This window comes from Desulfatitalea tepidiphila (assembly GCF_001293685.1).
Classification (GTDB): Bacteria; Desulfobacterota; Desulfobacteria; order Desulfobacterales; family Desulfosarcinaceae; genus Desulfatitalea; species Desulfatitalea tepidiphila.
This window is the reverse complement of the sequence record NZ_BCAG01000003.1, coordinates 2479307-2502663: the sequence shown is the minus strand read 5'-3', so window position 1 is coordinate 2502663 and position 23357 is coordinate 2479307. Positions and strand designations below refer to the sequence as shown.

The following is a 23357-nucleotide window of genomic DNA, read 5'->3' as shown; positions in this document are numbered from 1 at the left end:
AATCGCATTTATCCAGGAAGCTGGTTCGCTGTCAAGAAAAAAGAGTGGACAGGGATGGCAAGACGTTGGACTCACACTCGCCCGCGGACCTGATCCGAGTAGATGGGTATGTGATACGAATGGACAATCCCGTCAGGGCAACCAGGTTCATCAAGCTGTTTCACCCGGGAAATCAGACTGTAAAACTCTATGGGATCAGTACGCCGGGGTCCCATATTCGCTTCCAGACCCAAGCTAACCTGTCCAATCTCCGATCGGCGCGGATCCGAGCGCTCTGGGTGGGGACAGGGTGCGGATTTCCAATTTCTCCGACTTTGAATTGGAAGAAATAATCCGGTTCCAGCCCCATCCTCAAATCCGATAGGACAATGGCCCCATCGAGCTCTTTCACCGAATAAAAACCATGCGTAAACCACTGCAGGCGTTGGACCGGCCAGTGTTCTTCGAGACGCTCCAATAGCTTGCCGTTGCTGGGATAGTGTGTGAAGGGGATATCCCCGGTTTTATCGAGCAGAGAATAGAATCCTTCATAATAGCCGTCGTCGACCATCACCAGGACGCGCCACAGCACGGTGTTGAACGGCGCGGGAACCGTTAAAAACCGTTCATATGCAATGGCTTTTCGTTCCAGAGATTGCGTGACGATGTGATTGACATGCAGCTTGGCACCAACGCTCCATGCAAGGTAAAGGGTGCTGATCACGAGGCAGATGGCATTGACCGTATGGCCCTTCAAACTCGTTCGACGCAACAAGAGTGCCGCCAGCACGCCGCCAATCAAGGGCAGAGAATACAGCGGATCGATGATGAAAATAGAGGACCACATGACCGGCGGTGTGGGCAACGGCCAGAATATCTGGGTGCCATAAACGGTAAGACAATCCAGTAGAATATGTGTCATCAGTGCCAGGAAAACCAGAGCAGACCATCTTCTGCGATATTGAATCGTTTGCGGGTGCAATCTAAGCGCGATCCATACAAAAAGCGGCGTCAGGGCGGTCAGCACAAACATCGAATGGCTGAAGCCCCGGTGATAGGTAAAGTTTTTTACCGCATCGCCAAACGGTATCAGGATGTCCAGGTCAGGAAACAAGCCCAGCACGCCACCCCACAAAAGGCCACGTCTGCCGATTTGTTTTCCCAGGACGGCTTCGCCCAGGGCCGCTCCCAGCGCTATTTGGGTGACTGAATCCATTGGCCGCCCATTCCTTTTTATTGAGATACGGATGACGTCACCGTAGAAAAACCGGAATTCGTTTTTTCCGTCATGCCGGCGTTCGCCGGCATGGCGCCTCTGCGACTTTTTACGGTTGTATCATGTTCATAAACGCCACGTACCTGACATCATAAAACGGCAGGTCACAGGCACATCAAACTCATACAAAACTATAAGCCTTAGGTGTGGGAATGCAAAAAAGGATGAATGATCCTTCATGCATATTAAAGAAGGCAGGGCCTGGATCGAGGCCCTGCCTTCTTTTAAACCGCCTGACCAGCAGACCTGATCCCTGGCCCGCTGGGACGCGTACTGCGCTAAAGCAGCTGGATGTTTTCCATATCAGCTAACGGATAGGTTGCAATCCCTTTGCACGGTGTCTAACCGCATCGTTTAAGTCATATTGAGCGGCTTTCCATCTGCCGGCCTCATCTGCCGAGAACTTCTCTTGTTTCCACCGGGCGGCTTCCCGTACGCTGAATTGCCGCTGGCTCCATTCTGCTGCTTCATTGCTGCTGAAGCCTTCACCGTGCCAGCTCAAAATCGTCTTCGCATCGGTTATCCCGGCAGCGTACCAGCCCTTAACGTTTTCAGGATTCAAGTCGGCTTCCCGGAAGGTGTTTGCGGTTTCAGCATCTATACCGAGCTTTTGCCACTCGGAAATCTCGGCTTCGGACATGCCTTCCCAGGTGGGCATGCTTGCGCATCCACCCAAAGCCAACAGGAACCCAATCGCTGCTACTAGAACACATAATCGTTTCATTGTGCACCTCCTTGCGTTGTGGGCTGTGATTCAGTCCCACTGTTTGTACCGGTATGTGATCCCAGGCGGTCGGCCTGGGCGATCCACCCGCCCCCCATGGCTTTGTATACAGATATCAGAGACCCCAGGAGATCGATCTCTTTCTGGACCATTTCAAGCTCGGCGGAAAAGAGCGAGCGTTCCGCATCGAGCACCTGAAGATAATCGACCCTGCCCTGATCGAACTGCAGGCGTGCCAGTTCGGCGGTCGAGGTCAGCGCATCGACCTGATTCTTCTGGACAACGGACTCTTCTCGGCCCTTGGTGGTTCTCACCAGCGCATCCTCTACCTCGCGAAAGGCCTCCAGTACGGTCTGGCGATACTGCAACAGCGCCTGTTGCTGCAGGGCTTCGCTTTGGGCCACCTGCCCGGAGACGGCTCCAAAATTGAGCAGGGGGCCCGCAATCCCGGCAGCCAGTGAGGAACTCTGCGAGCCGCCGCTGAGAAGGCCGCCCAGGTCGCCGCTCACACTTCCCAGCAGCCCCGTGAGACTGATGGTGGGGAAATAGGCGGCCCGGGCCACACCGATCTGGGCATTGGCTGCTACGAGATTCTGTTCGGCCTGGAGGATATCGGGGCGCCGCTCCAGAAGGGTCGAGGGCAGGCCGGCCGGGATTTGGGGGGCCGGCAAATCGTCGATCTCTCTTCCTCTCGGAATCTCTCCAGGCAACTGGCCGATGAGCACCGACAATAGATTTTCCTGCTGGCGGATCAGCGACTCGTAGCGCGGAACGGCTTTACGGGCTGATTCGTACAGGGAGCGGGCCTGGCTGAGCTCCAACTGACTGATGGCGCCGTATTCGTATCTCAGCTTGAAGATCTCGTAGCTTTCGGAGAAGGCGTTCTCGGTCTGGCGGGCGATGGAGAGCTGGCGGTCGAGCCCCCGCAGCGCGATGTAGTTGGCAGCGACATTGGCCACCAGTGTCATCAGCACGGTCCGGCGGCCCTGTTCGCTGGCCAGCAGCCTGGCACGCGACGCTTCATTGGCCCGCCGGATCCGTCCCCATAAATCCAATTCCCAGGTGGCGTTGAGGCCGACCTGGGCCGCGTCGCTGGAAATACCGCCTGAACGCTGTGCGGATAGATTGGCCCCTGCGCCGATTTGGGGGAAAAACTGCGAGCGGGTCGTTTCCAACTCGCCCAGGTATTGATCGACTCGGGCCGCAGCGGCTTGCAGATCCAGGTTCTGGCGCACGGCGCGCTCAACCAACTCGTCCAACGCCGGGTCATCGAACTGGCGCCACCAGGCCATGTTGGAAAGTTCGACGGCGGCCGGGTAGTCGATGGTCCACTGCTGCGGCACCGCCACCTCGGGCCGTTTATAATCCGGACCGACCGTGCAGGCCGTCAGCACCAGCACCAGGATGAGGATGAAAGCATCACGCATGAGAGGCGACCTCCTTGGAAGGCTCCGCGTCTTTAGCGGCGGGAGCGGATCTCTTGCCGGTGCCCGAAAGGCGCGTCAAGAGAACGAAGAACAGCGGCACGAATAGTGAAGCCACCACCGTGGAGGCGAGCATGCCGCCGATTACGCCGGTGCCGATGGCGCGCAGGCTGTTGGCGCCGGCCCCGGTAGCCAAGGCCATGGGCACGCAACCGAGAATGAACGCCAGGGAGGTCATCACGATGGGCCGCAAGCGGAGCCGCGCCGCCTCGATGGCCGCCTCGCCCGTCGGCATGCCGGAGCGCAGGTTCTCTGAGGCAAACTCGATGATCAAAATGGCATTTTTGGCCGCCAGGCCCACCAGGGTGACCAGACCCACTTGAAAGTAGACATCGTTCTGAAGTTTCAACAGCCAGGTCAACAGCAGCGCGCCACCCACGGCAAAGGGTACCGCCAGGACGACGCCCAGGGGGAGCGACCAGCGTTCATACTGGGCCGCCAGCACCAGGAACACCATCACGATGCCGAACACAAAGGCCATCGCCGAAGCGCCGCCGGCCTTCTTTTCTTCGAATGCCTGGCCCGACCAGGCGAATCCATATCCTTCAGGCAACACCTCCCGGGCCACACGCTCCATGGCCGCGATGGCCTGGCCGGAGCTGTATCCCGGTGCCTGGCTGCCGGTGAGTTTGGCCGCTGGAAATCCGTTGAAACGGGTCAACAGGTTAGGGCCGGCCACATATTGAATCCGGGCCACCGCCGACAGCGGGATGGTATCGCCGCCCGTTGTGTTGACATGGATCTGCGCAAAGTCTGCCGGTGAATCGCGGAACTGGGGATCGGCCTGCAAAATGACCTGCCAGATGCGGCCGTATTCGACGAACTGTCCCACCGCCGAAGAGCCGAAATAGGTTTGCAGGGTTTCGAACACGGTTGAGACCGGCACTCCAAGCAGTTCGGCGCGTTGGCGGTCCAGATCGAGAAAGATCTGTTGCTGGGCGGCTGAAAAGGTCGAAGAGACGGCGCTCAGCTCGGCGCGTTCCCGGCTCTTGGCCATGAACAGGCGCGCCACCCGTTGAAGGTCCTGGGCGGAGTGACCGCCGCGGTTTTGAATGTAAAACTCGAATCCGCCCGTGGTTCCCAGGCCGGGGATGGAGGGCGGATTGATGGGAAAGGCGATGGTCTCTTTGAGGCCGGCCATTTGGCGCCCGGTATCGGCGATGACCGCGAAGGCGCTGTTCTGCTGCCCCTTGCGCTCTTCCATGGGTTTCAAGGCCGCGAAGGCCAACCCGGCGTTCTCCTTCACGCCGCCGTCGATGAGGCTGTAGCCATCGATCTGGGCGACGTCGCCCATGGCCGGATGGCTTTTCAAGATGGCCACCGCCTTGTCGCTGGCGGCCACCGTGCGTTCAAGGCTGGCTGCATCGGGCATCAGGTTGGCGGTCAGAATATACCCCTGGTCTTCCTGGGGCACGAAGCTGCCTGGCACGATACGGAAGAGAAAAACCGTGCCGGCGATGACTGCAGCGAAGAGAAGCATGCCGATGACCGGATGGCCGATCAGCCAGCGCACGCCGGCCACGTAGACATTGGTCAGCCGCGTGAATCCATTTTCAAACCAGCGAAAAAATCCCTTTTTCTCGCCATGGCCCGGTTTGAGGATGCGGGCCGCCATGGCCGGAGAGAGGGTCAGGGCCACCACGCCGGATATGACCATGGAAATGGCAATGGTCACGGCGAACTGTTTGTAAAGGGTCCCGGTCATGCCTCCCAGGAAGGCCACCGGCAGGAAGACCGAGCAGAGCACCAGCACGATGGCCACCAGGGCCCCGTAGAGCTCCTGCATGGCCTTGCGCGTGGCCGCCATGGGCGGCATGCCCAATTCCGCCATGTTGTGCTCCACGTTCTCCACCACAATGATGGCATCGTCCACCACCAGCCCGATAGCCAGTATCATTCCGAACAGGGTTAGCATATTGGTGGAAAAACCGAGCGCCTTGATGCCGATATAAGTGCCCACGATGGCCACCGGTACCGCGATGATGGGAATGATCGTGGCGCGCAGGCTCTGCAGGAAGATGAAGACCACCAGGATCACCAGCACGACGGCTTCGAAGAAGGTGGTCACCACCTTGTTGATCGAGGCCTGGGTGAAGGCGCTGGTGTCCAGAACGATGCGCGACGTAAATCCCGGCGGGAAGTTGGGTGTCAGCTCCGCGAGCAGGTCGCGCACCTGCCGGCTCGTCTGGATCGCATTCGCTCCGGGCTGCTGGTAGACCACGATGGCCACGGCCCGCCGGTCGTTGATCTTGGAAACGATCGAGTAGTCCTTGGCACCCAGCTCGGCACGGGCCACATCTTTCAATGTGACGAGGGCTGTCCCGTCGGGTGCGGCGCGAACGATTATCTCGTCAAACTGCTCGGGAGTGGTCAACATCCCCTGGGCGGTCACCACGAAGCTCTGCTGCGTTCCCGCCGTGATCGGCGCCTGTCCGATCTGGCCGATACCGAAAGCACGGTTCTGGCGTCCGATGGCCGTGGAGATCTCCTGGGGCGTGATGCCCAGCTGGGCCATGCGGTCGGGCTTGAGCCAGATTCGCATGGCCACGTCGGGCTGGGGAAACATACTGGCCAGATTGGCGCCGGGGATGCGTTTGATGGCATCCAGGATGTTGAGATTCGTGTAGTTGGCCAGGTAAGCGGTGGTGTATCGATCGTCGGGGGAGAAGAAGCTGATCACCATCATGAACGACTGGGAGCGCTTTTCGACGTTGACCCCCTGACGGCTGACCACCTCGGGAAGTTTGGCCGAAGCCTGATTGACCCTGTTCTGGACGTTGACCTGGGCGATGTCCGGGTCGGTGCCCGGTTCGAAGGTGACGGTGAGCGCCATGGCACCGGACGAGGAGCTTGTGGAAGACATGTACATCATGCCGTCCACCCCGTTGACCTGCTGTTCGATGGGCGCTGCCACGGTATTGGCGATCACTTCGGCCGTGGCGCCGGGATAAAACGCCGCCACTTGAACGGTGGGCGGCGCAATGTCCGGAAACTGGGCTACTGGTGTGGCCTGCATGGCCAGGAAACCCCCCAGGGTGATCACGATGGCGATCACCGTCGCAAAAACCGGTCGGTCGATAAAAAATCCTGCCATGGCTCAGTTGCTTTCCGCCGGCACGGCCGTTTGCACAGAAGCTTCCATTTCGCTGACCTTCACCAGGGCACCCGGCGCAAGGCGCTGAAAACCATCCACGATCAAACGGTCTCCGGCTTTAAGACCCTCATCGGCGACCCAGTCCTGGCCGATCCACGCCCCCATCGCCACCGGCCGCACCTCGGCCACGTTCTGGTCGTTGACGACGTAGACCATGTGGCCGTTGGCGGTCTGCTGGACCGCTCTCTGGGGAATGACGATGGCATTGGGCCGGAAGGCCCCTTTCACGTTGACGCGCACGGCCATGCCCGGTACGAGCGCGCCATCCGGATTGGGCAGTTCCACACGGACCTGAAACGTGCCCGTATTCTGGTTGAAGGTCGGCTCGGCGAAAGAGAAGCGTCCTTTTGGAGCATAAATCTGGCCGTCGCTGAATTCGACTTCCACTTCAAAGTCGCTCATGTCGGGCGACACCACCTTGCCGCGCTTCGACTGATCGCGCATGCCCAGGTATTGGTTCTGTGTGACGCTGAACTCCACCCAAATGGGATCCATGCGGGTCACGCTGGTGAGCCTGGCATCCGGCGACCCGGCGGTCAGGAACGCCCCTTCCCGCACCAGGGCCTCTCCCGCCACACCGCGGATTGGACTCCTGATGGTGGCATAGCCCAGGTCCAACGCCGCTTTTTCGACCCTTGCCCGAGCCCGGTCCACCATGGCGTCAGCGATTCTCAATCGACTGGTGGCATTGTCGAGGTCGCTCCGGCTCACCGCGTTTCTTTCGGCCAACGGCCCAATACGATCCAGTTCCACCCTGGCGATCCAGTGTTCGGCTCGGGTGCGCGCCAACTCCGCTTTTTCCGCATCAAGTTGCACCTTCAGGGGCTTCGGATCGATTTCAAACAGCACATCACCCGGGTTCACCAGGCTGCCTTCCCTGTAGGCGATGCGGTCGAGAAAGCCGCTGACCCGCGCGACCACATCGACGTGGTGCGAGCTTCTGACCTGCGCCACGAACTCCGGTGCCAGCGGCACATTCTTCGGTGCGAGGGTCATCACTGTCACCTCGGCGGCCATAACCGACGTCTGACGATCCTTCGGATCATCGCACCCGGCCAACACACCGACAAAAAGGCCGAATGCAAAGCTCAAGCAGACCGCCTTCGGAAACAGGACACCATGGGGCAACCATTTGATGCAATTCACGGGTGAACTCCTACAAACTTGGTGGTTGAATGTAAGGCAGGCGATATTGTATGGATCAGTCCAACGGGAAAGCTAGTTATTTTGAAGCCAGCAACCTGTTGATGCAGGCGCTTGCCTCGAGCAGTTCTTTGAGCAAAATTTTGTTAAAATCCTTCGTGAAATGGTGACTCACGCTGTCGGAAATGGTAACCTCTCCTCCGGCGTTTTTGACCAACCAGCCCCTTTGGATGAGCTTGTCAATCTTCCGTCTGACGGTCTCCCGGGGTATACCTGTTGCCTCACTGATGGAGAAGGCGTTGCTGGGCTCAAGGTTCTTCAGTGGCTCATACTCAGGTCCTACGCGATCCCGTACAGCCATACAGTCACCCTTGCCGGAGTAGAATCTGACGACATTGTGGTGAGCAATCTCACCGAGTACGATGGGCATCAGCAAATCACCATCGAAGGCCTGGTAAAGCAGATTCAGATGCCGAAGCAGAAAGTGTCCCATGATCAACGCGATCGCGGATTTATGGTTCTCATAGCTTTCCGCGTCAAAAGGACAAGCAGGCTTTCTGTCGTCCGGTGATTTGGGTCTATTCCCATTATTTGGTCTTGAATGATCCATAAGGGAATACCTACCCCGATTAAATATCCAGTAAAATAGGGTTTAATACAGTGCTTTAACGAAAAACAGTCCAGGAATCAATAGACCTGGTGCCCATTTTGGGCACCTGCTTTGAAAGCATGGTATCAGCCCCCCTTGTGGTCAAAAAGGCAGGGCCTCAATTGAGAATCTGCCTTTCATACGTGCCGCTTTATCTGCGTACCGCATCTCTTTTCCCCTATGATGAAGCTCTGCCGTCAAATGCTTTCCTATCTATCCCTGGACGTCGATCCCCATATCACATCCCAGATGCTCATCAGGGGCGTCGCATTTGAAATTGGCTTCGCGTGTGTCAACGTGTCCGTCGTTCCTGTCGTCAAAGTAGTCTTGAATTGTATTCTCGTCCATATGTCACCTCTCCGGTTGCATTTTCGATTGTTTGTTCGTTTCCCATTTGACGATAAAATGCGGCCGCAAGGAAGTTATGCAATGTGGACCGATTGGATGGGTATTGATAGGGCAAAACCACCATTCGAATGATAGGGGGCCATCAGGGCGCACTGCTCATTCCACGGCGGCGTTCTGAAATGCGAGGTGTCAGTTGCGAATAGATAGACCCTGTCAAGGTCTTCAGGCTGAGCGATGACCCATAATGCGCTGTGGTCATTATGTGTTGGCAGGACATGATCAGTTTGTAGAAGTCCTTCGTACCTGATCCCGAGGGGCAACCCGATGCCATATGGAATCCACATGAGAAACCGGTACGGTGACGGCAGTCGAAGGAATGGTTCACACCCGCGAACGTGTGGGCAGGCCCTTTCTGCGCCAAGCGATCATGCCGCCCGCCAGTTGAGCGACATCCGTAAATCCGTGTGCCTTCAGCAGTCTCACTGCAGGGATACTCCGATGTGCGCTGAGGCACACTGCGACCACTGGTCTTTGTCGATCGAAGGGCAGAGTTTCCACCTGTGATCGGAGCTCCCTCATTGGAACCTGGACCGCCCCTTCGATATGTCCTCTGTTGAACTCCAGCCGGGTCCTTACGTCCAGTATCTGAGGGCGTCGGGCCGCACTCAGCGCCTGGTACAATGCAGAAGCATCAATCTCAGGCACCTTTCCCAAAGGCACCCACCAGAATCGTGGAAGAATCCCCATCACTCAATCTCCGTGGTTGGGTTCCCTCTCACTGTATATCGTGATGGCTTCGGCGCAAGGGCGGTCAACCTGGTAAAAAACGACCGGCCCGAGACCATCGAGCCGGTCGAGTTTCTGGATGATCCAAGGTAGGGTCTTTTGGATCGAGTGCGGCCTGTGGTATGGATGGGGTAAAGGAGACTTGACACATGTAAAAGGACTGCACCCGCATCCACCTGAGCTTGAAGGCAGACTATCGTAGAGGGACATCCAATCGTCTGGAGAGCAAAGTGTCATCCGTGACTGAAAAACTGTAGTCCATCCATAAGAAAAAGTGCCTCAATTCGTCTTCAGCGGCGCTCCCGTGAGAAACCTCGCCTGCAGCCGCCGCATGCCCGACAGCCACCGATCATAATCGGCGGTTTTTCTCTGCATGTACTGCTTGACTTCCGGATGAGGCAGAATGAGGAATTCCTCCTTTTCCAGACCCGCGACCACTGCATCGACCAGTTGATCGGGTTCCATCATCCCATCTACGGCGGCAACTCCGCCGCCCGTATCGGCCGTCATGGCCGTGCGGACCGCCTGAGGACAGAGTGCAAAGACTTTGACCCCCTGGTCTCCGTAGGTGATAGACAGGCTTTCGGCCAGACCGACGGCCGCGTGCTTGGTAACGGAGTAGGGAATGGACCCGATCTGGCTGAGCAGCCCGGCGGCGGATGCCGTGATCATGATGGCGCCGCCTCCCCGGGCGATCATTCCGGGAATCACGGCCCTGGCCACGAAAATGTGGGCAAGCACGTTGATTTCCCAGATGCGCTGCCATTCCTCATTGGAGACTTCGTAGCCGCCTATCGCGAGAATACCCGCATTGGAACAGAACAGATCGATGGGGCCGAGTTTCTCTTCCGTGAAACGGACCAGGTCGATGATATCTTCTTCTTTGCGGACATCGCACCGGAAGGCAAGCGCGCCCTCGATCCCATTGGCAATACGGGTTGCGCCTGCCTCGTTCACATCCGCAACGACGACACCCTTTGCACCTGTCTGGGCGAATCTTCTGCACAGCGCTTCGCCGATCCCCGAAGCGCCGCCGGTTACAACCACCACTTTATCTTTGATATCCATTCGGTCTACCCCCTTAGATAATTTGATAATCGTGCGTACCACCGTCGTGAGTCACATCTTCCGGGCTAAAGGCCCACCCAATCAAGAATCATTTCAAAACAGGTGGTTCCAATGAGCGCAATTAACTTCAAAAAGCGATCGATGTCAAGAAATGAGGGCCGCCGGCGAGCTGCCCTCATCGGTGTCCAATCAAATGCCATGATCTTCTCCTTTATCGTATGCCTACCCCCACTTTGGATGGAAGTTTATACCCACCGAAGAGCCCTGTGCAAATCCGACCACGACAAACTCACCTTCGGCCCCAATCGCAAGAGGATGTTGCGATCCTTGTCCAATAGCCTGCGCAGCTCGGTCGTGACCACGCGCATCCGATCATAAGCGGCGAGATCAAGGCTGTTTCGTCGATCGCTCCAGGAGCGAAGATACCCCGGCGGTACTGGAGGGCTTTGCCCGATTTGTAACACCGACCGATGGCTCAGGCGCCCATGCTCGAACACCACCAGATGCTTGAGCTGGTCAGGTTCCTCCCCGGAGCCCCATGCCAGCGACGACTCGCTCAACAGGCCAAACCAGCGGCCGCGCCGGATCAGGTGAGCACTGTGCACGATGATGCCCGCCAGGGTGGCGGCGACTGTTTCCGGAGTCCAGGCGCCCTCGTCGCCGGCTGCCTCCTTTGCCGGTTCAGGATCATCGTCGCACTCGACCTGCAAATGTACTCTCGATTCAAGGGTGCTGGTGTTCAACCGCTCGCGCCAAAGCTTAGCCCCCAGTTCGGTGACCATGCGAAGGGGCGTGCGATTCTCCATGCTTCTCTGGTGGATTTTGTAAAACAGGTCGAATCCTTCTCGCAGGCATTGAACATCGGGCAGCCGGTCCGGGGGCCGCGCCAGCAAAGGGCCGCCGATGGCCAACAGGTCGTGCCCCCGGATTGATTTTCGCCTGGTCCACCAGCGATCAAAGGCAGCGAGCGCATCGGCCATTCGGCCGCTGGGCAACGGCCCGATACACAGCTGCGGGTTGCTGTCGGGGCCATACCGTTTGAGATCCCTGCTGAAAAAGACGAGGCTGCGTTGACCCGGTTGCAGAGCCTTGTTGTAGGGCGGATGGTTGTGTTTGATCTCATCGGCCTCTACAACCGCGGCTTCCAGGGCCGATGCTGTCACGGAAAAATCGATATCCCGGGCCTGGCTGAGCATCTCCAGGATGTGTTCCGGATGCGGTGTCCTGCTTCTGAAATAGCCGTTGACCCGTTTTTTGAGCGATTTGGCTTTGCCGATATAAAGAAGGTCGCCGCCGAGGCTGCGCATCCGGTAGACGCCCGGATGGTCTGGAAGGGCCTGGCGGATCGCTGCGGGCATGGGAAATACCCTTTTTCCGCGCACGGGCTGCGGGGTCACGGTAAGCCAATCCTGCAACTGCCCATAGGTGGTAATGTCGAATCCTTCAGAGAGCAGGGCCACTAAATCTTGCCAGATGCCCATCGTGGCAACGGCATGGCCGGTGCTGCGTTTGAGAATAGGTGCACTGTGGCCAAAATACCCTGCCAATGCACGGATCCCTTTTCGGGGAAGATCGGGCAGCAGCCGTTGAGCGATGCGGTGCGTGCAAACAATGTCCAGTGGAAAAGGACATGCCGGTTCGTTGTCGCGGTGCAGCCGGCACAAAAAGGGGAGTTCAAAGCGCGCATAATGGATGATCGTCGGGCAGCGAGAAAATGAATTGCGGGCGGCCACACGGCGCGCTGCTTCAAAAAGCATATGGCCCGCCTCGCTGTCGGTGATGCCCCGATCCAGGTCCGCCTCCGAAATGCCCGTTATCTTCGCCACATGCGCCGGGATGGATAGACCTCCAGGTTGCCGGATCAGATAGGACCGGCAAGTTGCGGGATCGACAGGACTATCCGCGATGCCGGCCATGAAGCCGATTTCCAGCAGACGGCCCTTTTCGGGATTGGCGGCGCTTGCCTGGCAGTCCACGGCCAAGACCTCGAGCCGATCGAGGGGTAAGTGATTTTTTGCATACTGAAACGCGTCGTCCATGACGGTTGTCTAATATTTATCCATGCGGAATAATATCCTGTGAAAGGACTACGGGGGGCTTGGAAGGCCCAGGGCAACATCAGATCACATCGATGCGGGCTCCCGTTCATAGGTCCAGCCTGAACCGCGCATCCAGAGACGATGCCGCGGGCCAGGCAATTCCAAATAGCCGGAATTATACCGCGGCATAGTCTTGGTACACACTTTTTATGCACGCCAGGGGGGTATTCCCGGATCGTGGCTGTGGGTATAGCGGCTGGCAGTGCCGCGGCGGCGGCTGGCGTCGGATACGGGATTTATAAAGGAGGTCAGAAACTCTACGGGTACCTTGTACCTTTCCAACAAAACCAAGGCCCCTATGCAGCAGTTTGCGGGTGTCCAAGGCCCGGAACATGATTTCGCTTACATGCCCCTACACGGTTTCACTGCCGTTGATCTTGGGTACCATTGTATCGAGTTGTTCTTCAATGAGTTCCCAATTAATCGGACGAAGCGCCATTATTGGATCCGAATTTGGGCAACTTTGGCCAGCTTGCACTTTACAGAGCTTTTGACGATTAATCCCATTTATCCACGGCCATGGAAGACAAGATGGTGGTCCTGGCCGCCTTCCTCAAGAAGCGTAAAAACCTCAATATTCCAAAACATATGAAACATTGGGTCTCATGGACGGACCCAAACCGTGTCACCATTTGGTTGGCTGTGTTTTACCCCTGAAAGCAATGGCAACGAGATCACGGGTCAGGCTGTGGCCGGAGGACCCAATCCTGATCCCAACGGGTGCGGCACCCGGCGTGGGAGGCCCATGGGGTCGGCGAGGTCGCCGAGACCTTCGGGCAAATAGCCGGCCGGTTCACTCATGCAGGGACAACTCGCTCACTTGGTTGTCGGGATGAATCTCATCCAAGTATTGCGCTGGATCACAAGGGTGAAAGAGGGCAATGCTCATGACCGCGCCGTGGCCCGCATCAAGAAAAAGAGCTAAACCCCTGGATGGATAGACCCATGCCCCCTTGGTCACGGGCATGATATCGAGATGATAATCGAGCTCGAGTCCCGGCGCCCCGAGGCGACGTAACAGCTCCCCGGCGGGATAGGGAAGTGTTGGATATGCGATCTCGATCAGGGAGATAGTCTCTTCCCGAAACCACACCTTGAGATGGTGGTCATACCCTTTTGCCAGATGGATACGGTACCTTGCCGGGACATACTTGCGCCCCAGTCCTCCCTGACCGTACTCATCTCTTAAGCGACTGAATTCAGAGTCAAAATTTTCATAGGCGCACCCCTCCGGCAGGCCGTGCCAGTCCCGGAACTCCCGGGCCTTGATGGCCTGCCAGGCCGTCGCGCAAGGGTCGTTGGGTTGGTTTCGGGTCATGTTGCCTCCGCAGTTGAGCAGGCAGGCGAGCACCAGGCCTCCGATGCACCGCCGCCAAGGTGTTTTGTGCAAGATCATGGCGCCATCCGCGTCACGGCCCACCGATCAAGTTGGTGTGCCCGAGGAAGAAGGCGGCCATGGCGTTTCGAATCCCCACGATGCCCACGGCGCGTTCGGCATTGGCCCACTCCCGGTAGCGCGGCGGCGCGGGGATGGGGTGGCCGTTGGGATTCAAGGGGTCCTGGAAGCGGTTTTCGATGGCGGCGCGCAAAGGCGGGTCAAAGCTCAGGTTGTCCCAGACCACTTTGGCCAGGTAGTCGGTCATGCCTTCGCGCAGCACGAACCCGCCGCGCTGTTCGGCCAGGCCCCTGCGATAGGTAACATGATTGGGGTGCTCCAGGGTATGGATATATTCGTGAATGATGGTGGCGAAGGTCTCGTACATGATGTCGCGGTTGGCCGTGTTGGTGGCGCCCAGGTACATCTGCAGGAAGATGCGGCCGCCGCCGGCGGAGGCCGGCCAGTTGCGGTGAATGTCCAACAGTTCGGCGCGCCGCGTGCCCACAATACCCGTGGTGACGTGGGGCGGGCTGGCATTGTAGTCCAAGACCCCCGGCGGCGTGTTGGGAAAGCCGGTGATGCCGGCGATGAGGGCCCACTCGGCGGCGCGCGTCTGCACGGCGCCATGCTCTTCATCGATGCGGGCAATGCCCCGGTCGCCGTTGAGCAGCTTCAAAACGCGCCAATTGGCGGCCCAGTCCGCATTGGTGGTGGAGGCGGCGATCTGGGCCTGGCGCTGTAAAAACTGATCGAAGATGTTGACCCCGAATGCCATGGCGGGACCGGTGCGGTAACGGCCGTAGACCGCGTCGGTGACCCCCTTGGCCCGCTGGGAGAGGCGGTCCACATCGGCTGAGGTCATCATATTGGCCGCGGTGCGCGCCGGGCGCGACGCCACCAGGTTGGTATGCAGGTTGGTGATGGCCGTGTTCAAGCGATTGCGAATGCGCACCTCGTAGGGGTCCGCATGGCTGACGATGGTGCGGCTGAAGGTCGGCAGAGCGCCGGTGGGCGTGCGTACCTCGGTGGTGATGGCGCGGGTCGCGGCGGATTGCTCCGTGGCCGAAAGCGCCCGCGTGCCCTCCATCAGGGGCCGGGCCGGATTGGCTGCAATGGCGCGCTCGGGCGCATGGTGGAGAAAGTGCTGGTCCAGCAGGTTCATGGTGATGGGCCCCACCTCGCCGTCGACATCGGGACCTGTCAGACCCTTTGAGGTTTGAAAGTCCTCCACGGCCTGTTCGGTCTCATCGCCGAAACGGCCGTCCACGCCATGGATCACAAGGGGGAAGCCGGCGTCCACCAGGGCCTGCTGCAGGATGGTAACGTGCAGGCCGGTATCGCCGTTTTCGATCACCGTCTCGTCATCATAGGCCTTCTCCAGCTCGATATTGCCCCTGAAGCGATTGGAGTTCAGGTCGTGGCCGTCGTTGAGGGTGCGCTGAACGCGCGGAAACACATTTTGCTGCTGGAGCACGTGCACCAGCTCATGGGCCAGCAGGTGCCGCCCCATGATGGTTTCCGGCGCATACTGGCTTGCTCCGAATACGATGTGCCGGCCGAAGGTATAAGCACGGGCCGAAAGGGCATCGGCCGATTGGGCCGCCTGGTCATCGGTGTGGACCCTGACTTGGCCGAATGGATGACCGAAGCGCGGCTCCATGAATTCGCGGGCGGCCGGGCTCAGGGAGCGGCCTTGGGACGGAGGCACGGTGGGGGGCGATGTTGTCGGGGATGGGGAGTTTGGATTGAGCCCGCGGATCGGCAGTGCCTTTGGGTGAAGCGGGCTCCCACACGTTTGGGCCGGCATCCCGGTGACGGCGTTCACTGGCTGAACGGCTCCGGGCATGCCCATGACCTGCCCTGCGATATGCTCTGCCTCTTGTTCAAAGGCGTCGCCCGGAGCGCGGCCACGGCGTTTCATCTGAATCGCGCGCGGATGCGGGAGTGCACGCACCGCACTGAGGTCGAAGCTGAACCGTGTGATGCCCATGTCATGGGAGTTGTCTTGCGCCGCTGCCTCGGCAGCCGGGATCTGGGCGCCGTGGGACACTTCAGTCTCGGGGGTCGACCCGTGGTTAACCCGGCGGATCAGCCCCCGCGTGTGCTCAGCGCCGGCAGGTACCGATGGGTTGCGCGGGTTGCGACGCGCTTTTAAACGTTGCATGGGCTGCCTCCAGGGTACGCCTTACCATGGTAAATGCTTAGAGGATCAGAGGTTGCCGGGAATGGCCGCCACACATACCATGGGGTTTCGTCATGGCGGACCAATGCGCGACCTTTTATTGTCGCGATTTGATGCTGTCGGTCCGGGTCCCCTTGACCTCGTCGAAGCTGCGCATGCCGGCGATGCTCTGGTTCTGAATGCCGTCCCGGCTGATCCTGTCCTGTCCCAGAACTGGGCCTTGTAAAATTCGCGCACGCGCTGGGTGAGCTCCGCATTGTCCAGGTCATTGGCGTCAATGAAGCGCTATCCCGGCCAGTTGGGATGGAAATTGCGCGCGATGCCTGCAAAGGTCTGACCCCCGCGGTCGCTGGCGACGGTGTGCAGTTTGTAGCCGCCTTCGTTGCGAATCATCTATTCAAAGGCGGGTTGAAAGTCGGCCATGATGACCCCTCTTCCTTTATTTCATTGGTTTCCGTTTTCGGCTTCAGTGGGATACCCACGTACCAGCAGTTGGAGAATCTCCGCGCCCAAGGGTGCATCTGCGATAGCCTGGATCCAGCTTGTCAATTCCTCCTTGGGTGCCTTGCCGAAGTCGATGTAGAATTCAAGGCGCCGCGGCCCGATGTGCCGGTAGCCGCCGAAATTATGGATCAGCTGGTCCGGATGGGCAACGTTCCAGCCGGCGCGCCGCTGCTCCAGGTGTTTTTCAAGGCGCTTCACGGCGCGCTCCGTCAAGGGGCGGTCCGTCCGGATCTCGATCCAGGCATCGGGCCAGGCCAGGGCAGTGACCGTCACCGCAAAGGGCACCGAGGCCTCTTGGCGGTGCTCTATCACCCCGCCGTATCGCTCCCGTAAGGCACTTGCCGGCAGCTCTTCCCACCAGGCCTGAAACATTCGGGGGGTGTCCGGCGTCGCATCCTTTGCCGGCGCCATTCCGCGCCAACATAGCACAACGGGCTCGGCCCAGGCATCCGGCCCCACCAGCATGGCCGTCACGGCCATCACCCCATCGGGGCGCTGTTCGGTTTCAAAATGGTCGTTCTCCGGCAGCAGGACAAAGCCGGCGTGGGCCTCGATCCCGGCCTGGTGCTTGAGCTCCGCCGCCAGATGGGTGTCCAGGGCATGCCGTAGTGCGGTATCGGCGCCCAAGAAGTCGATGAGTGGATCGAGCCAGTGGATGATGGTCGTCATGATATCCATCGTCGCGCCCGGGCCATGGTTTCCGCCTGACGCACATAAGGCAGCAGGCCCTCCAAAGCGCTGTTGACTCCGGCGAGGAGCGGATCATCAGGATCGGCGCGTTGGATGCGGGCGTAGGCGGCCTCGCCCATCTGTTTGACACGGCGCACATCCGCCTCGGAAAAGTCGCCCTCCACGGCGCTGGGCATGCGGGCGATGAGGTCGATGTTATCCGTGATGAGGCCTCGCAACCCTGCCTCCAGGTCGCCGCCGGCGGCAACCTCCATGGGTGGAGGCGGAATATCGGGCGACAAAGCGGCCACGGTCGACCCGTCATCTCCACCGATGACGCCCAGATTGAGCAATACCAGGATCAGGGCCGCGGCCCAGATCAATTCTCCGGCCGGTGTGGGCTCCAGCAGCGCGATGGCCAGGGCGATCAAAAACAACAGGAACAACAGAACAATCACCCAAACGGGAATCCGCACGGGCTGGGGCACGCGACGGCGGCGTCTGCGCCGGGTGTAGTAGACCACGACACCCGGCCAGGTGGGGTGCCCCGGTCCGACGCCGAGGTACTGTTTGGCCACCAATTCGGTGGTGGAGTTCACCGGGATGACCGAATCGGGATACAACAGTCCCGGAAACCAATCGGGTGGGGTGCCGCAGTGGATGGTGGCCTGGGCCGCGTAGCGCGCCGCTTCGATGACCCCTTGGGGGCCGCCCGGATAGGTTTTGATCTCGTAGATATGATGCAGGGCCAGATCGGCGATGTCCGCATAGCCGGTGCCGCCGGTGGGCCCCGAGCCCGGAATGGCGTATTCGGTGGCGGAAACCGGATTGATGCGGGCCTGATAGTCGTCTTCGATCAACTCGTGGGGGAGGTTTCCAGGATAGCGATTGGTGGGAAAACACTGTCGTTGGATGCCCAGAGGCGCCCGCAGGGCAGGCGCCGCCGGGGAGGGTGGCCCATATCCGCCCTGAGAAGAGGCAGTCAAGGCAGATCCTGCCTGGGACTGTTGCACCACATGGGCCAGTTCATGGGCCAAAAGCCGCATGCCGGCGGAGGTGTGAGGCGCGAACTGCCCCGTGGAAAAGGCGATGTGGGATCCCGTGGTGTAGGCCCGTGCCTGTAGCCCAGCGGCCGACTGCGCCGCGGTCTGGTCGGTGTGAATCCTCACGGCGCTGAAATCGTATCCAAACCCTTGCTCAAGGCGACTGCGCGCAGGATTGGGCACGGCCTGACCGCCGCCCCCCAGCGAGTTGTTTCCCGGCATGAGCGGGGTCGGACGCATCTGGAATGGTGCCTCTGGGGCGTGGCCGCGGCCCAGTTCTTCCGGGGCACCGGGGTCCTGGGCCAGGGCCATGATCTTGTCCGCGACCTGGTCTGCTTCTTTTTCAAAGCGATCCCCGGGAGTGTCGATCACAAGTTTGGGCTGTACCGCATCGGTCTCGGCGACGCTTGGCGGCATCATGGAAAAGTCGTGGGCAAAGCCAGGAATGGCCGGGGCATGGGGAGCGTGGATCGATGCACGTGACCCTGACGACCGCACACTCTGATGGGCGGCCCACGCCCCTTGGGCGTCCGGCGACAATTTCAGGCGCAGGTTATGGCTCCGGCGCCTGCCCAACCCTGCGAAGAGTTTCGAGTGGGGCCGGTCTTTGAGGGTTGCCTTGGGGCTGAATCGATGCATGTTGAGTCGGTCCTCTCATTCAGGTCCCGGCGACGGGGGTCACTACCAGTTGCCAATATTGTCGGCCGCGCCACTTCACCGACGGCCACCGCGATGCAGCCGGTGGATCACCTCCAAACCTACATATCACCGGCATCCTGCCAGATCTTGGTGAGCCAGCGCCGCAGGTCGTCGACGCTGAAGGTGTTATTGGGGCTTCTGGTAATGGTGGCCAGGGGCGCGTAGTGGTGCACGATGCCGTGGGCCGGCAGGAATTGGGGATCATTGACCGGGCCGGGCCACTCCACGTCGCCGGTGATGGTGCGCGCCGGGATGATCCAGTAATCGCCCACGCCGTAACGTTTGGGAGCTTGTCCCCGCCCCGAAGCCAAAAACTGGATCTGGACGCCGTCTTCCAAATCGATCCACTTCGGCGTTCGCTCGGAACTTTCGGTGACGGCCACGCCGTCGGCCGAGTCGCTTTTGTGATCCCAGCGCCGCAGGTAGGGATGTTTGTGCATCTCGGTGCCGATGCGCCCCGAGGAGGGCTCCTCCTTAAGGGTCACCTCGAAGGTGTCGGGGTCCACCGACTCCACCTGCAAAAGGGGCGGCCGCTCGGGGGTCAGGGCCTCCTCGTCGTCCATGATCTCGACCCAGTCGTCGGGCTTGAGTCCGAAGCGCGTGTCGCGACCCAGATGGGCCAGGGTGACGATGCGGCCGGCCACGGGCTTGACGATGGGAAAGTAGACCGAGCCGTTTTCCCGGGACCACTTGAAGGTGGCCGTGCGACTCTGGCCGCCCCGGTGGATCTCCACGCGGTAGAGCTGATTTTCGGGGCCGCGGTAGCGCGCCTCGGGATCGGTAAGGCACGGCTCCAGAGATGTTTCGTCCCGAAGCCGGGCCCGGGCGCGGATGTGGCCAGTGCCGGGCCTGGAGATCTCCTCCAGGGCGGCCAGGAAGGTGGCATAGCGCCGATCCTCCAGGGTGACGTTGGGCAGCAGCTTCACCTGCCACTCGATCCTGGCCCGGGTGGCGGTATCCGGGCCGTTTAACGCCGCCTCCCGGATGTAATCCTCCTCCACGGCGGCGATGTGGCGCTCCCACACATCCAGGTAAACCAAGTGCACGGCGGGCTCGTCGGGGATCAGCACCTGGATTTCTTCGAGATTTTCACAGCGAATGCCGTTGACATAGTAGATCCCCGGCGCCACCGCCAGATGCTCATCACCCTCGGGCACGCTCACCTGGAAGTGATTGGTCCGCTCGCCGTCGGTGCCGGCCGCCGCGGCGTGCGGGCCCATGAGGTCCACGGCCAGGCCCCGCAGGAAGTGCGCCATGATGGAGACCTGCTCGTTGAAATCCGCATCCAGCTGCACGCGGCCCTGCTGCAGCAACACCCGGGAAAAGCGATGCTGAAAATCGAAAGTGTCCCGGGTCACATCACCGCGGAACTCGCCGCGCATCGTGGCCATCCGAATCCTGTAGTCTTCCATGCTTGCCTCCTTGTACGTGAGCCCGTGTCTCCGTTGGCCCGTTGCCCGTTGGCTTTTCACCTGGGCGTCTACATGGGCGGGCTGTCGGGTGAATTGGATTAACTATCTGTATTTATAATTTAATTATTCATAGTCTTGGGTCTTGCCACACCTGTTTACGGATTGGCCGATGTTACACCGCGATTTGTGAAGCGCATCCAGTGTTCGCTTTTTCGCCGTCAGCCTTTTGGGTTTTCGCCCAATTGCTTGCTCTGGTCATTTCCGCCCAACGGGCTGAACGGGCCACGGGCAGACGTGCCAACGGATTAAGGGAAAACCACCCCCACATCCATCCCCGCCGGGATGTACTCATCCATGCGCACCCGCAGGCTGGCGCTGCGCTGGGGCTGGAACAGATCGTGGAAGACGCCCATCTCCGATTCATCGTCGGCGCCGCGTATGATCTCATCCACGCAATAGCGCGATAACCTGCAGTATTCGGGCTGGCCGTAGCGCACGCTGTCGAAGTGGGGCGTCACGCGGCGCATCTCCATCTCCTGGGCCTGCTGGATCTGGGCGCGCTGCCGGGCCGTGAGGGGCCGGGTGGGGACCAGGGACAGCAGCTCCCGGTTTTTGGCCTGCACCACCAGATCGGGCTGGCAGTTGTAGCGTCGCGGGGTGCGCGAGCCGGGGGTCACGTAACTGAAGCGCAGGCAGCCGATCTGGCGCCGCACCACGCTCATGACGCCCATGAAGATGCTGTTTTCGCCCAGTTCTACGGCGTGGGCCTGGATGCGGCCGAAGATGGTGCTGCGCACAATGGTCACCACGGCGTGGGCCACGGGACATCCCGGCGATCCCAGGGCTTCATGTTCGGGATCGGTGGCATCGACGATGGTGTCGGCGATGCAGATGCGGATGGGATCAAGACGCACGCCCCGGCCGATGCCCCTGCAGCGCGCCGCAAGAGCCGTTTCGGCGGCCGGCCGCACGGGGATTTCCACATTGTCGTCGTCGGGGGAAGGCGTGTCGTCGGCGTCGTCTGAATCCCCAGGTTCAAGGGGCCGCACCAGATCAGGGTCCACTTGGATGGCGCCCACGATGCTGTGTTCGATGCGCACGCAGACCTTGGGGCTTTCGATCTCCAGGCTGGCGCCGGTGGCGCGCTGGGGGCTGCAGTCGTGGCCCAGGCTCCAACCCGGCACCAGGGTGGTGTGGCGGATGGTCAGCTCGGCCAGATCCCCATGGGCGCGCACGCCGCGGCCGGTGATCAGCAGGCCGTCCAGGGTAAAGCGGCTGCCCTGGGCGCCCGTGATGGTCAGGGCGTCGGGCTGATCGGTCTGCCAGTCCAGCAGGCGGATTACCGGGCGCCTGCGGTTGGCCGCGCGCAGCGTAAGGCTCTGCTGTCCCGGCTTGAAGCGGATGGCGATGGGCTCCACGTAGACCCCGCTGTCGTTGATTTCGATGACGGCGTGGGCCACGGCGGTTTCATTGGAGTCCTGGCGCCACTGGGTCAGGGCCGCGTTGATGGTCTTGTGCATCTCCTGGCGGCCCACGCGATAGAGCTTGGCCGCATCGGGCTGGAAGATGGGCCGCTCATACTCGCCGCCGCCCATGTCCATGCTGAAGCCGTAGTGGTAGCGCACCCACACGCCGTGTTCGGGCCACTGGCGCTCGGGAAAGGCGATGCGTCCCAGTTCGGGGTCCACGGCCACGGTGCGCGGCCGGGGGGCGTAAACGTGCCAATGGCTCAAATCGGCCACCACGATCTGATGGGCCGGGATGGGTTCCTGCACCACTTGGTCGCCCTGCTTGACGCCGCGAAAGAGCTGCAGGCTCCTGTTCGGGCCGTATAGACGCCCTTTCTGTTCGGCCAGCAGCCGCCGCCGGATGGGCACGGGCAGGTTGAATTCATCGGCGATGTGGGCGGGGTCGCTCTCGGCCTCGGGCGCGATATATAAAGGCGTGTCGTTTCTCAGGATGCTGAAACTGTAGCAGTGGGGGCCGGCCGTGGAGCTGACGGCCTCCAGGTAGTAGGCCGGGGTGGCGGTGACCGAATAGGACTTTAAACGCCAGACGAACAGGGCCACGGCCGGCAGGTTGTGGTATCCCATGGTGCGCGCCGAGTTGACCCGGCGCACATCCACCGTGTGGGCGCTGCGATCAAAGGGCGTGTGCAGCAGATCCAAAAGCTCGCCGTCGCGCACATCCAAGGTCCGGCCCCAATGGGGTCGCTGGTGGTTGAGAGCCTGGGTGAAGCTCAGCAGGCGGTATCCCTCCGCGGCCCGGGCCGGCCAGGCGGCCACGTCCCGGGCCAGCTCCTCCAGCAGGGCCAATGTGCCCTTGCGGCGGCGGTTGCGGATGGTGTTGGCCACCTCCCGGCGCGGGATGAGCACCTGGTTGAGCCGGCGCGCCTGGGGCGTGTCGGCCCTGGCGGGCAGGCCGGCGGCGGGCACGGCGGTGTAGCCCACCAGGGCCCCCAGGTAGGGCACCACCCAATCCTGGCAGGTCTCGATGAACCAGTTGTCGTAGAGCCGGCCGATGTCATCTTCCAACAGGTCGACCTGTTCGCTGATCACCTGCAGCAGGGCCTCCAGCTGCCTTCCCTGTTCGGCGTCCTTCATGCGATAGATGGGCGGCAGCAGATCATACAATCGGTTGATACGGTCGTCCTTCATAGGGCTTGCCCTTCCTTTTCCGCTCGGGCTTCGGCAGCAGTTTTTCCTTCGTGTCCTTCGTGGTGCTTGAATCCATATGACGCGAACCACGAAGGACACGAAG

19 protein-coding genes are annotated in these 23357 nt (G+C 60.4%); all 19 read right to left on the bottom strand.

Annotation, left to right across the window (positions count from 1 at the left end):
* Window positions 1–187: 187 nt before the first annotated feature.
* Entirely contained in the window at window positions 188–1195 is a 1008-nt protein-coding gene (locus DFT_RS15685; RefSeq protein WP_054032089.1) for a metal-dependent hydrolase, read from the bottom strand.
* A 367-nt stretch (window positions 1196–1562) separates the two neighbouring features.
* Entirely contained in the window at window positions 1563–1979 is a 417-nt protein-coding gene (locus tag DFT_RS15680) for a hypothetical protein (RefSeq protein WP_054032088.1), read from the bottom strand.
* Window positions 1976–3406 (bottom strand): efflux transporter outer membrane subunit, encoded by a 1431-nt coding sequence (locus tag DFT_RS15675; protein WP_054032087.1) that lies wholly within the window; start codon window positions 3404–3406, stop codon window positions 1976–1978. Before DFT_RS15675 ends, DFT_RS15680 begins: the two co-directional genes overlap by 4 nt.
* Window positions 3399–6557, bottom strand: a complete 3159-nt coding sequence (locus tag DFT_RS15670; protein WP_054032086.1) for an efflux RND transporter permease subunit — start codon at window positions 6555–6557, stop codon at window positions 3399–3401. The genes DFT_RS15675 and DFT_RS15670 overlap by 8 nt, the downstream gene beginning before the upstream one ends.
* 3 nt (window positions 6558–6560) lie before the next feature.
* Window positions 6561–7763: an efflux RND transporter periplasmic adaptor subunit gene (locus tag DFT_RS15665; protein ID WP_054032085.1), complete on the bottom strand. Its 1203-nt coding sequence runs from the start codon at window positions 7761–7763 to the stop codon at window positions 6561–6563.
* Window positions 7764–7839: 76 nt separating this feature from the next.
* Window positions 7840–8370, bottom strand: a complete 531-nt coding sequence (locus DFT_RS15660; RefSeq protein ID WP_054032084.1) for a helix-turn-helix domain-containing protein — start codon at window positions 8368–8370, stop codon at window positions 7840–7842.
* A gap of 252 nt (window positions 8371–8622) precedes the next feature.
* Window positions 8623–8757 carry a hypothetical protein gene (locus tag DFT_RS27005; RefSeq protein ID WP_268750678.1) on the bottom strand — a complete coding sequence of 45 codons (135 nt, stop codon included), beginning with the start codon at window positions 8755–8757 and terminating at the stop codon, window positions 8623–8625.
* A 381-nt stretch (window positions 8758–9138) separates the two neighbouring features.
* On the bottom strand, window positions 9139–9504 hold the full coding sequence (locus tag DFT_RS27350) for a rhodanese-like domain-containing protein (protein WP_054032083.1): 366 nt from the start codon (window positions 9502–9504) through the stop codon (window positions 9139–9141).
* A gap of 318 nt (window positions 9505–9822) precedes the next feature.
* Window positions 9823–10611 (bottom strand): SDR family oxidoreductase, encoded by a 789-nt coding sequence (locus DFT_RS15650; RefSeq protein ID WP_054032082.1) that lies wholly within the window; start codon window positions 10609–10611, stop codon window positions 9823–9825.
* A gap of 65 nt (window positions 10612–10676) precedes the next feature.
* Entirely contained in the window at window positions 10677–10811 is a 135-nt protein-coding gene (locus tag DFT_RS27000; RefSeq protein WP_268750677.1) for a hypothetical protein, read from the bottom strand.
* 45 nt (window positions 10812–10856) lie between these two features.
* The gene (locus DFT_RS15645; RefSeq protein ID WP_054032081.1) at window positions 10857–12650 is read right to left on the bottom strand and encodes a hypothetical protein; all 1794 of its coding nucleotides are present in this window, start codon (window positions 12648–12650) and stop codon (window positions 10857–10859) included.
* Window positions 12651–13062: 412 nt separating this feature from the next.
* Complete coding sequence (locus DFT_RS27345; RefSeq protein ID WP_152972058.1) at window positions 13063–13221, bottom strand: Tn3 family transposase; 159 nt, start codon at window positions 13219–13221, stop codon at window positions 13063–13065.
* A 282-nt stretch (window positions 13222–13503) separates the two neighbouring features.
* Window positions 13504–14106 carry a hypothetical protein gene (locus DFT_RS15640; RefSeq protein WP_054032080.1) on the bottom strand — a complete coding sequence of 201 codons (603 nt, stop codon included), beginning with the start codon at window positions 14104–14106 and terminating at the stop codon, window positions 13504–13506.
* A 13-nt stretch (window positions 14107–14119) separates the two neighbouring features.
* Window positions 14120–16252 (bottom strand): eCIS core domain-containing protein, encoded by a 2133-nt coding sequence (locus DFT_RS15635; RefSeq protein ID WP_054032079.1) that lies wholly within the window; start codon window positions 16250–16252, stop codon window positions 14120–14122.
* A gap of 303 nt (window positions 16253–16555) precedes the next feature.
* Window positions 16556–16663: a glycosyl hydrolase 108 family protein gene (locus DFT_RS27340; RefSeq protein WP_076750588.1), complete on the bottom strand. Its 108-nt coding sequence runs from the start codon at window positions 16661–16663 to the stop codon at window positions 16556–16558.
* Window positions 16664–16714: 51 nt separating this feature from the next.
* Window positions 16715–17443: a hypothetical protein gene (locus DFT_RS15630; protein ID WP_152972017.1), complete on the bottom strand. Its 729-nt coding sequence runs from the start codon at window positions 17441–17443 to the stop codon at window positions 16715–16717.
* Window positions 17440–19125, bottom strand: a complete 1686-nt coding sequence (locus DFT_RS15625; RefSeq protein ID WP_054032077.1) for an eCIS core domain-containing protein — start codon at window positions 19123–19125, stop codon at window positions 17440–17442. Before DFT_RS15625 ends, DFT_RS15630 begins: the two co-directional genes overlap by 4 nt.
* A gap of 119 nt (window positions 19126–19244) precedes the next feature.
* A complete protein-coding gene (locus DFT_RS15620) occupies window positions 19245–20597 on the bottom strand; it encodes a DUF6519 domain-containing protein (protein WP_054032076.1) in 1353 nt (450 codons plus the stop codon).
* A 305-nt stretch (window positions 20598–20902) separates the two neighbouring features.
* Complete coding sequence (locus DFT_RS15615; protein WP_054032075.1) at window positions 20903–23254, bottom strand: right-handed parallel beta-helix repeat-containing protein; 2352 nt, start codon at window positions 23252–23254, stop codon at window positions 20903–20905.
* Window positions 23255–23357 lie beyond the last annotated feature (103 nt).

Excerpts from the sequence above, each read along its gene's own strand:
- DFT_RS27005 (WP_268750678.1), bottom strand. The coding sequence starts at position 8,757 with ATGGACGAGAATACAATTCAAGACTACTTTGACGACAGGAACGACGGA.
- DFT_RS15640 (WP_054032080.1), bottom strand. The coding sequence starts at position 14,106 with ATGATCTTGCACAAAACACCTTGGCGGCGGTGCATCGGAGGCCTGGTG.
- DFT_RS15615 (WP_054032075.1), bottom strand. The coding sequence starts at position 23,254 with ATGAAGGACGACCGTATCAACCGATTGTATGATCTGCTGCCGCCCATC.
- DFT_RS15630 (WP_152972017.1), bottom strand. The coding sequence starts at position 17,443 with ATGACGACCATCATCCACTGGCTCGATCCACTCATCGACTTCTTGGGC.
- DFT_RS15625 (WP_054032077.1), bottom strand. The coding sequence starts at position 19,125 with ATGCATCGATTCAGCCCCAAGGCAACCCTCAAAGACCGGCCCCACTCG.
- DFT_RS15670 (WP_054032086.1), bottom strand. The coding sequence starts at position 6,557 with ATGGCAGGATTTTTTATCGACCGACCGGTTTTTGCGACGGTGATCGCC.
- DFT_RS27340 (WP_076750588.1), bottom strand. The coding sequence starts at position 16,663 with ATGATTCGCAACGAAGGCGGCTACAAACTGCACACCGTCGCCAGCGAC.
- DFT_RS15660 (WP_054032084.1), bottom strand. The coding sequence starts at position 8,370 with ATGGATCATTCAAGACCAAATAATGGGAATAGACCCAAATCACCGGAC.
- DFT_RS15645 (WP_054032081.1), bottom strand. The coding sequence starts at position 12,650 with ATGGACGACGCGTTTCAGTATGCAAAAAATCACTTACCCCTCGATCGG.
- DFT_RS27350 (WP_054032083.1), bottom strand. The coding sequence starts at position 9,504 with ATGGGGATTCTTCCACGATTCTGGTGGGTGCCTTTGGGAAAGGTGCCT.
- DFT_RS15650 (WP_054032082.1), bottom strand. The coding sequence starts at position 10,611 with ATGGATATCAAAGATAAAGTGGTGGTTGTAACCGGCGGCGCTTCGGGG.
- DFT_RS27000 (WP_268750677.1), bottom strand. The coding sequence starts at position 10,811 with ATGGCATTTGATTGGACACCGATGAGGGCAGCTCGCCGGCGGCCCTCA.
- DFT_RS15685 (WP_054032089.1), bottom strand. The coding sequence starts at position 1,195 with ATGGATTCAGTCACCCAAATAGCGCTGGGAGCGGCCCTGGGCGAAGCC.
- DFT_RS15620 (WP_054032076.1), bottom strand. The coding sequence starts at position 20,597 with ATGGAAGACTACAGGATTCGGATGGCCACGATGCGCGGCGAGTTCCGC.
- DFT_RS15635 (WP_054032079.1), bottom strand. The coding sequence starts at position 16,252 with ATGCAACGTTTAAAAGCGCGTCGCAACCCGCGCAACCCATCGGTACCT.
- DFT_RS15680 (WP_054032088.1), bottom strand. The coding sequence starts at position 1,979 with ATGAAACGATTATGTGTTCTAGTAGCAGCGATTGGGTTCCTGTTGGCT.
- DFT_RS15675 (WP_054032087.1), bottom strand. The coding sequence starts at position 3,406 with ATGCGTGATGCTTTCATCCTCATCCTGGTGCTGGTGCTGACGGCCTGC.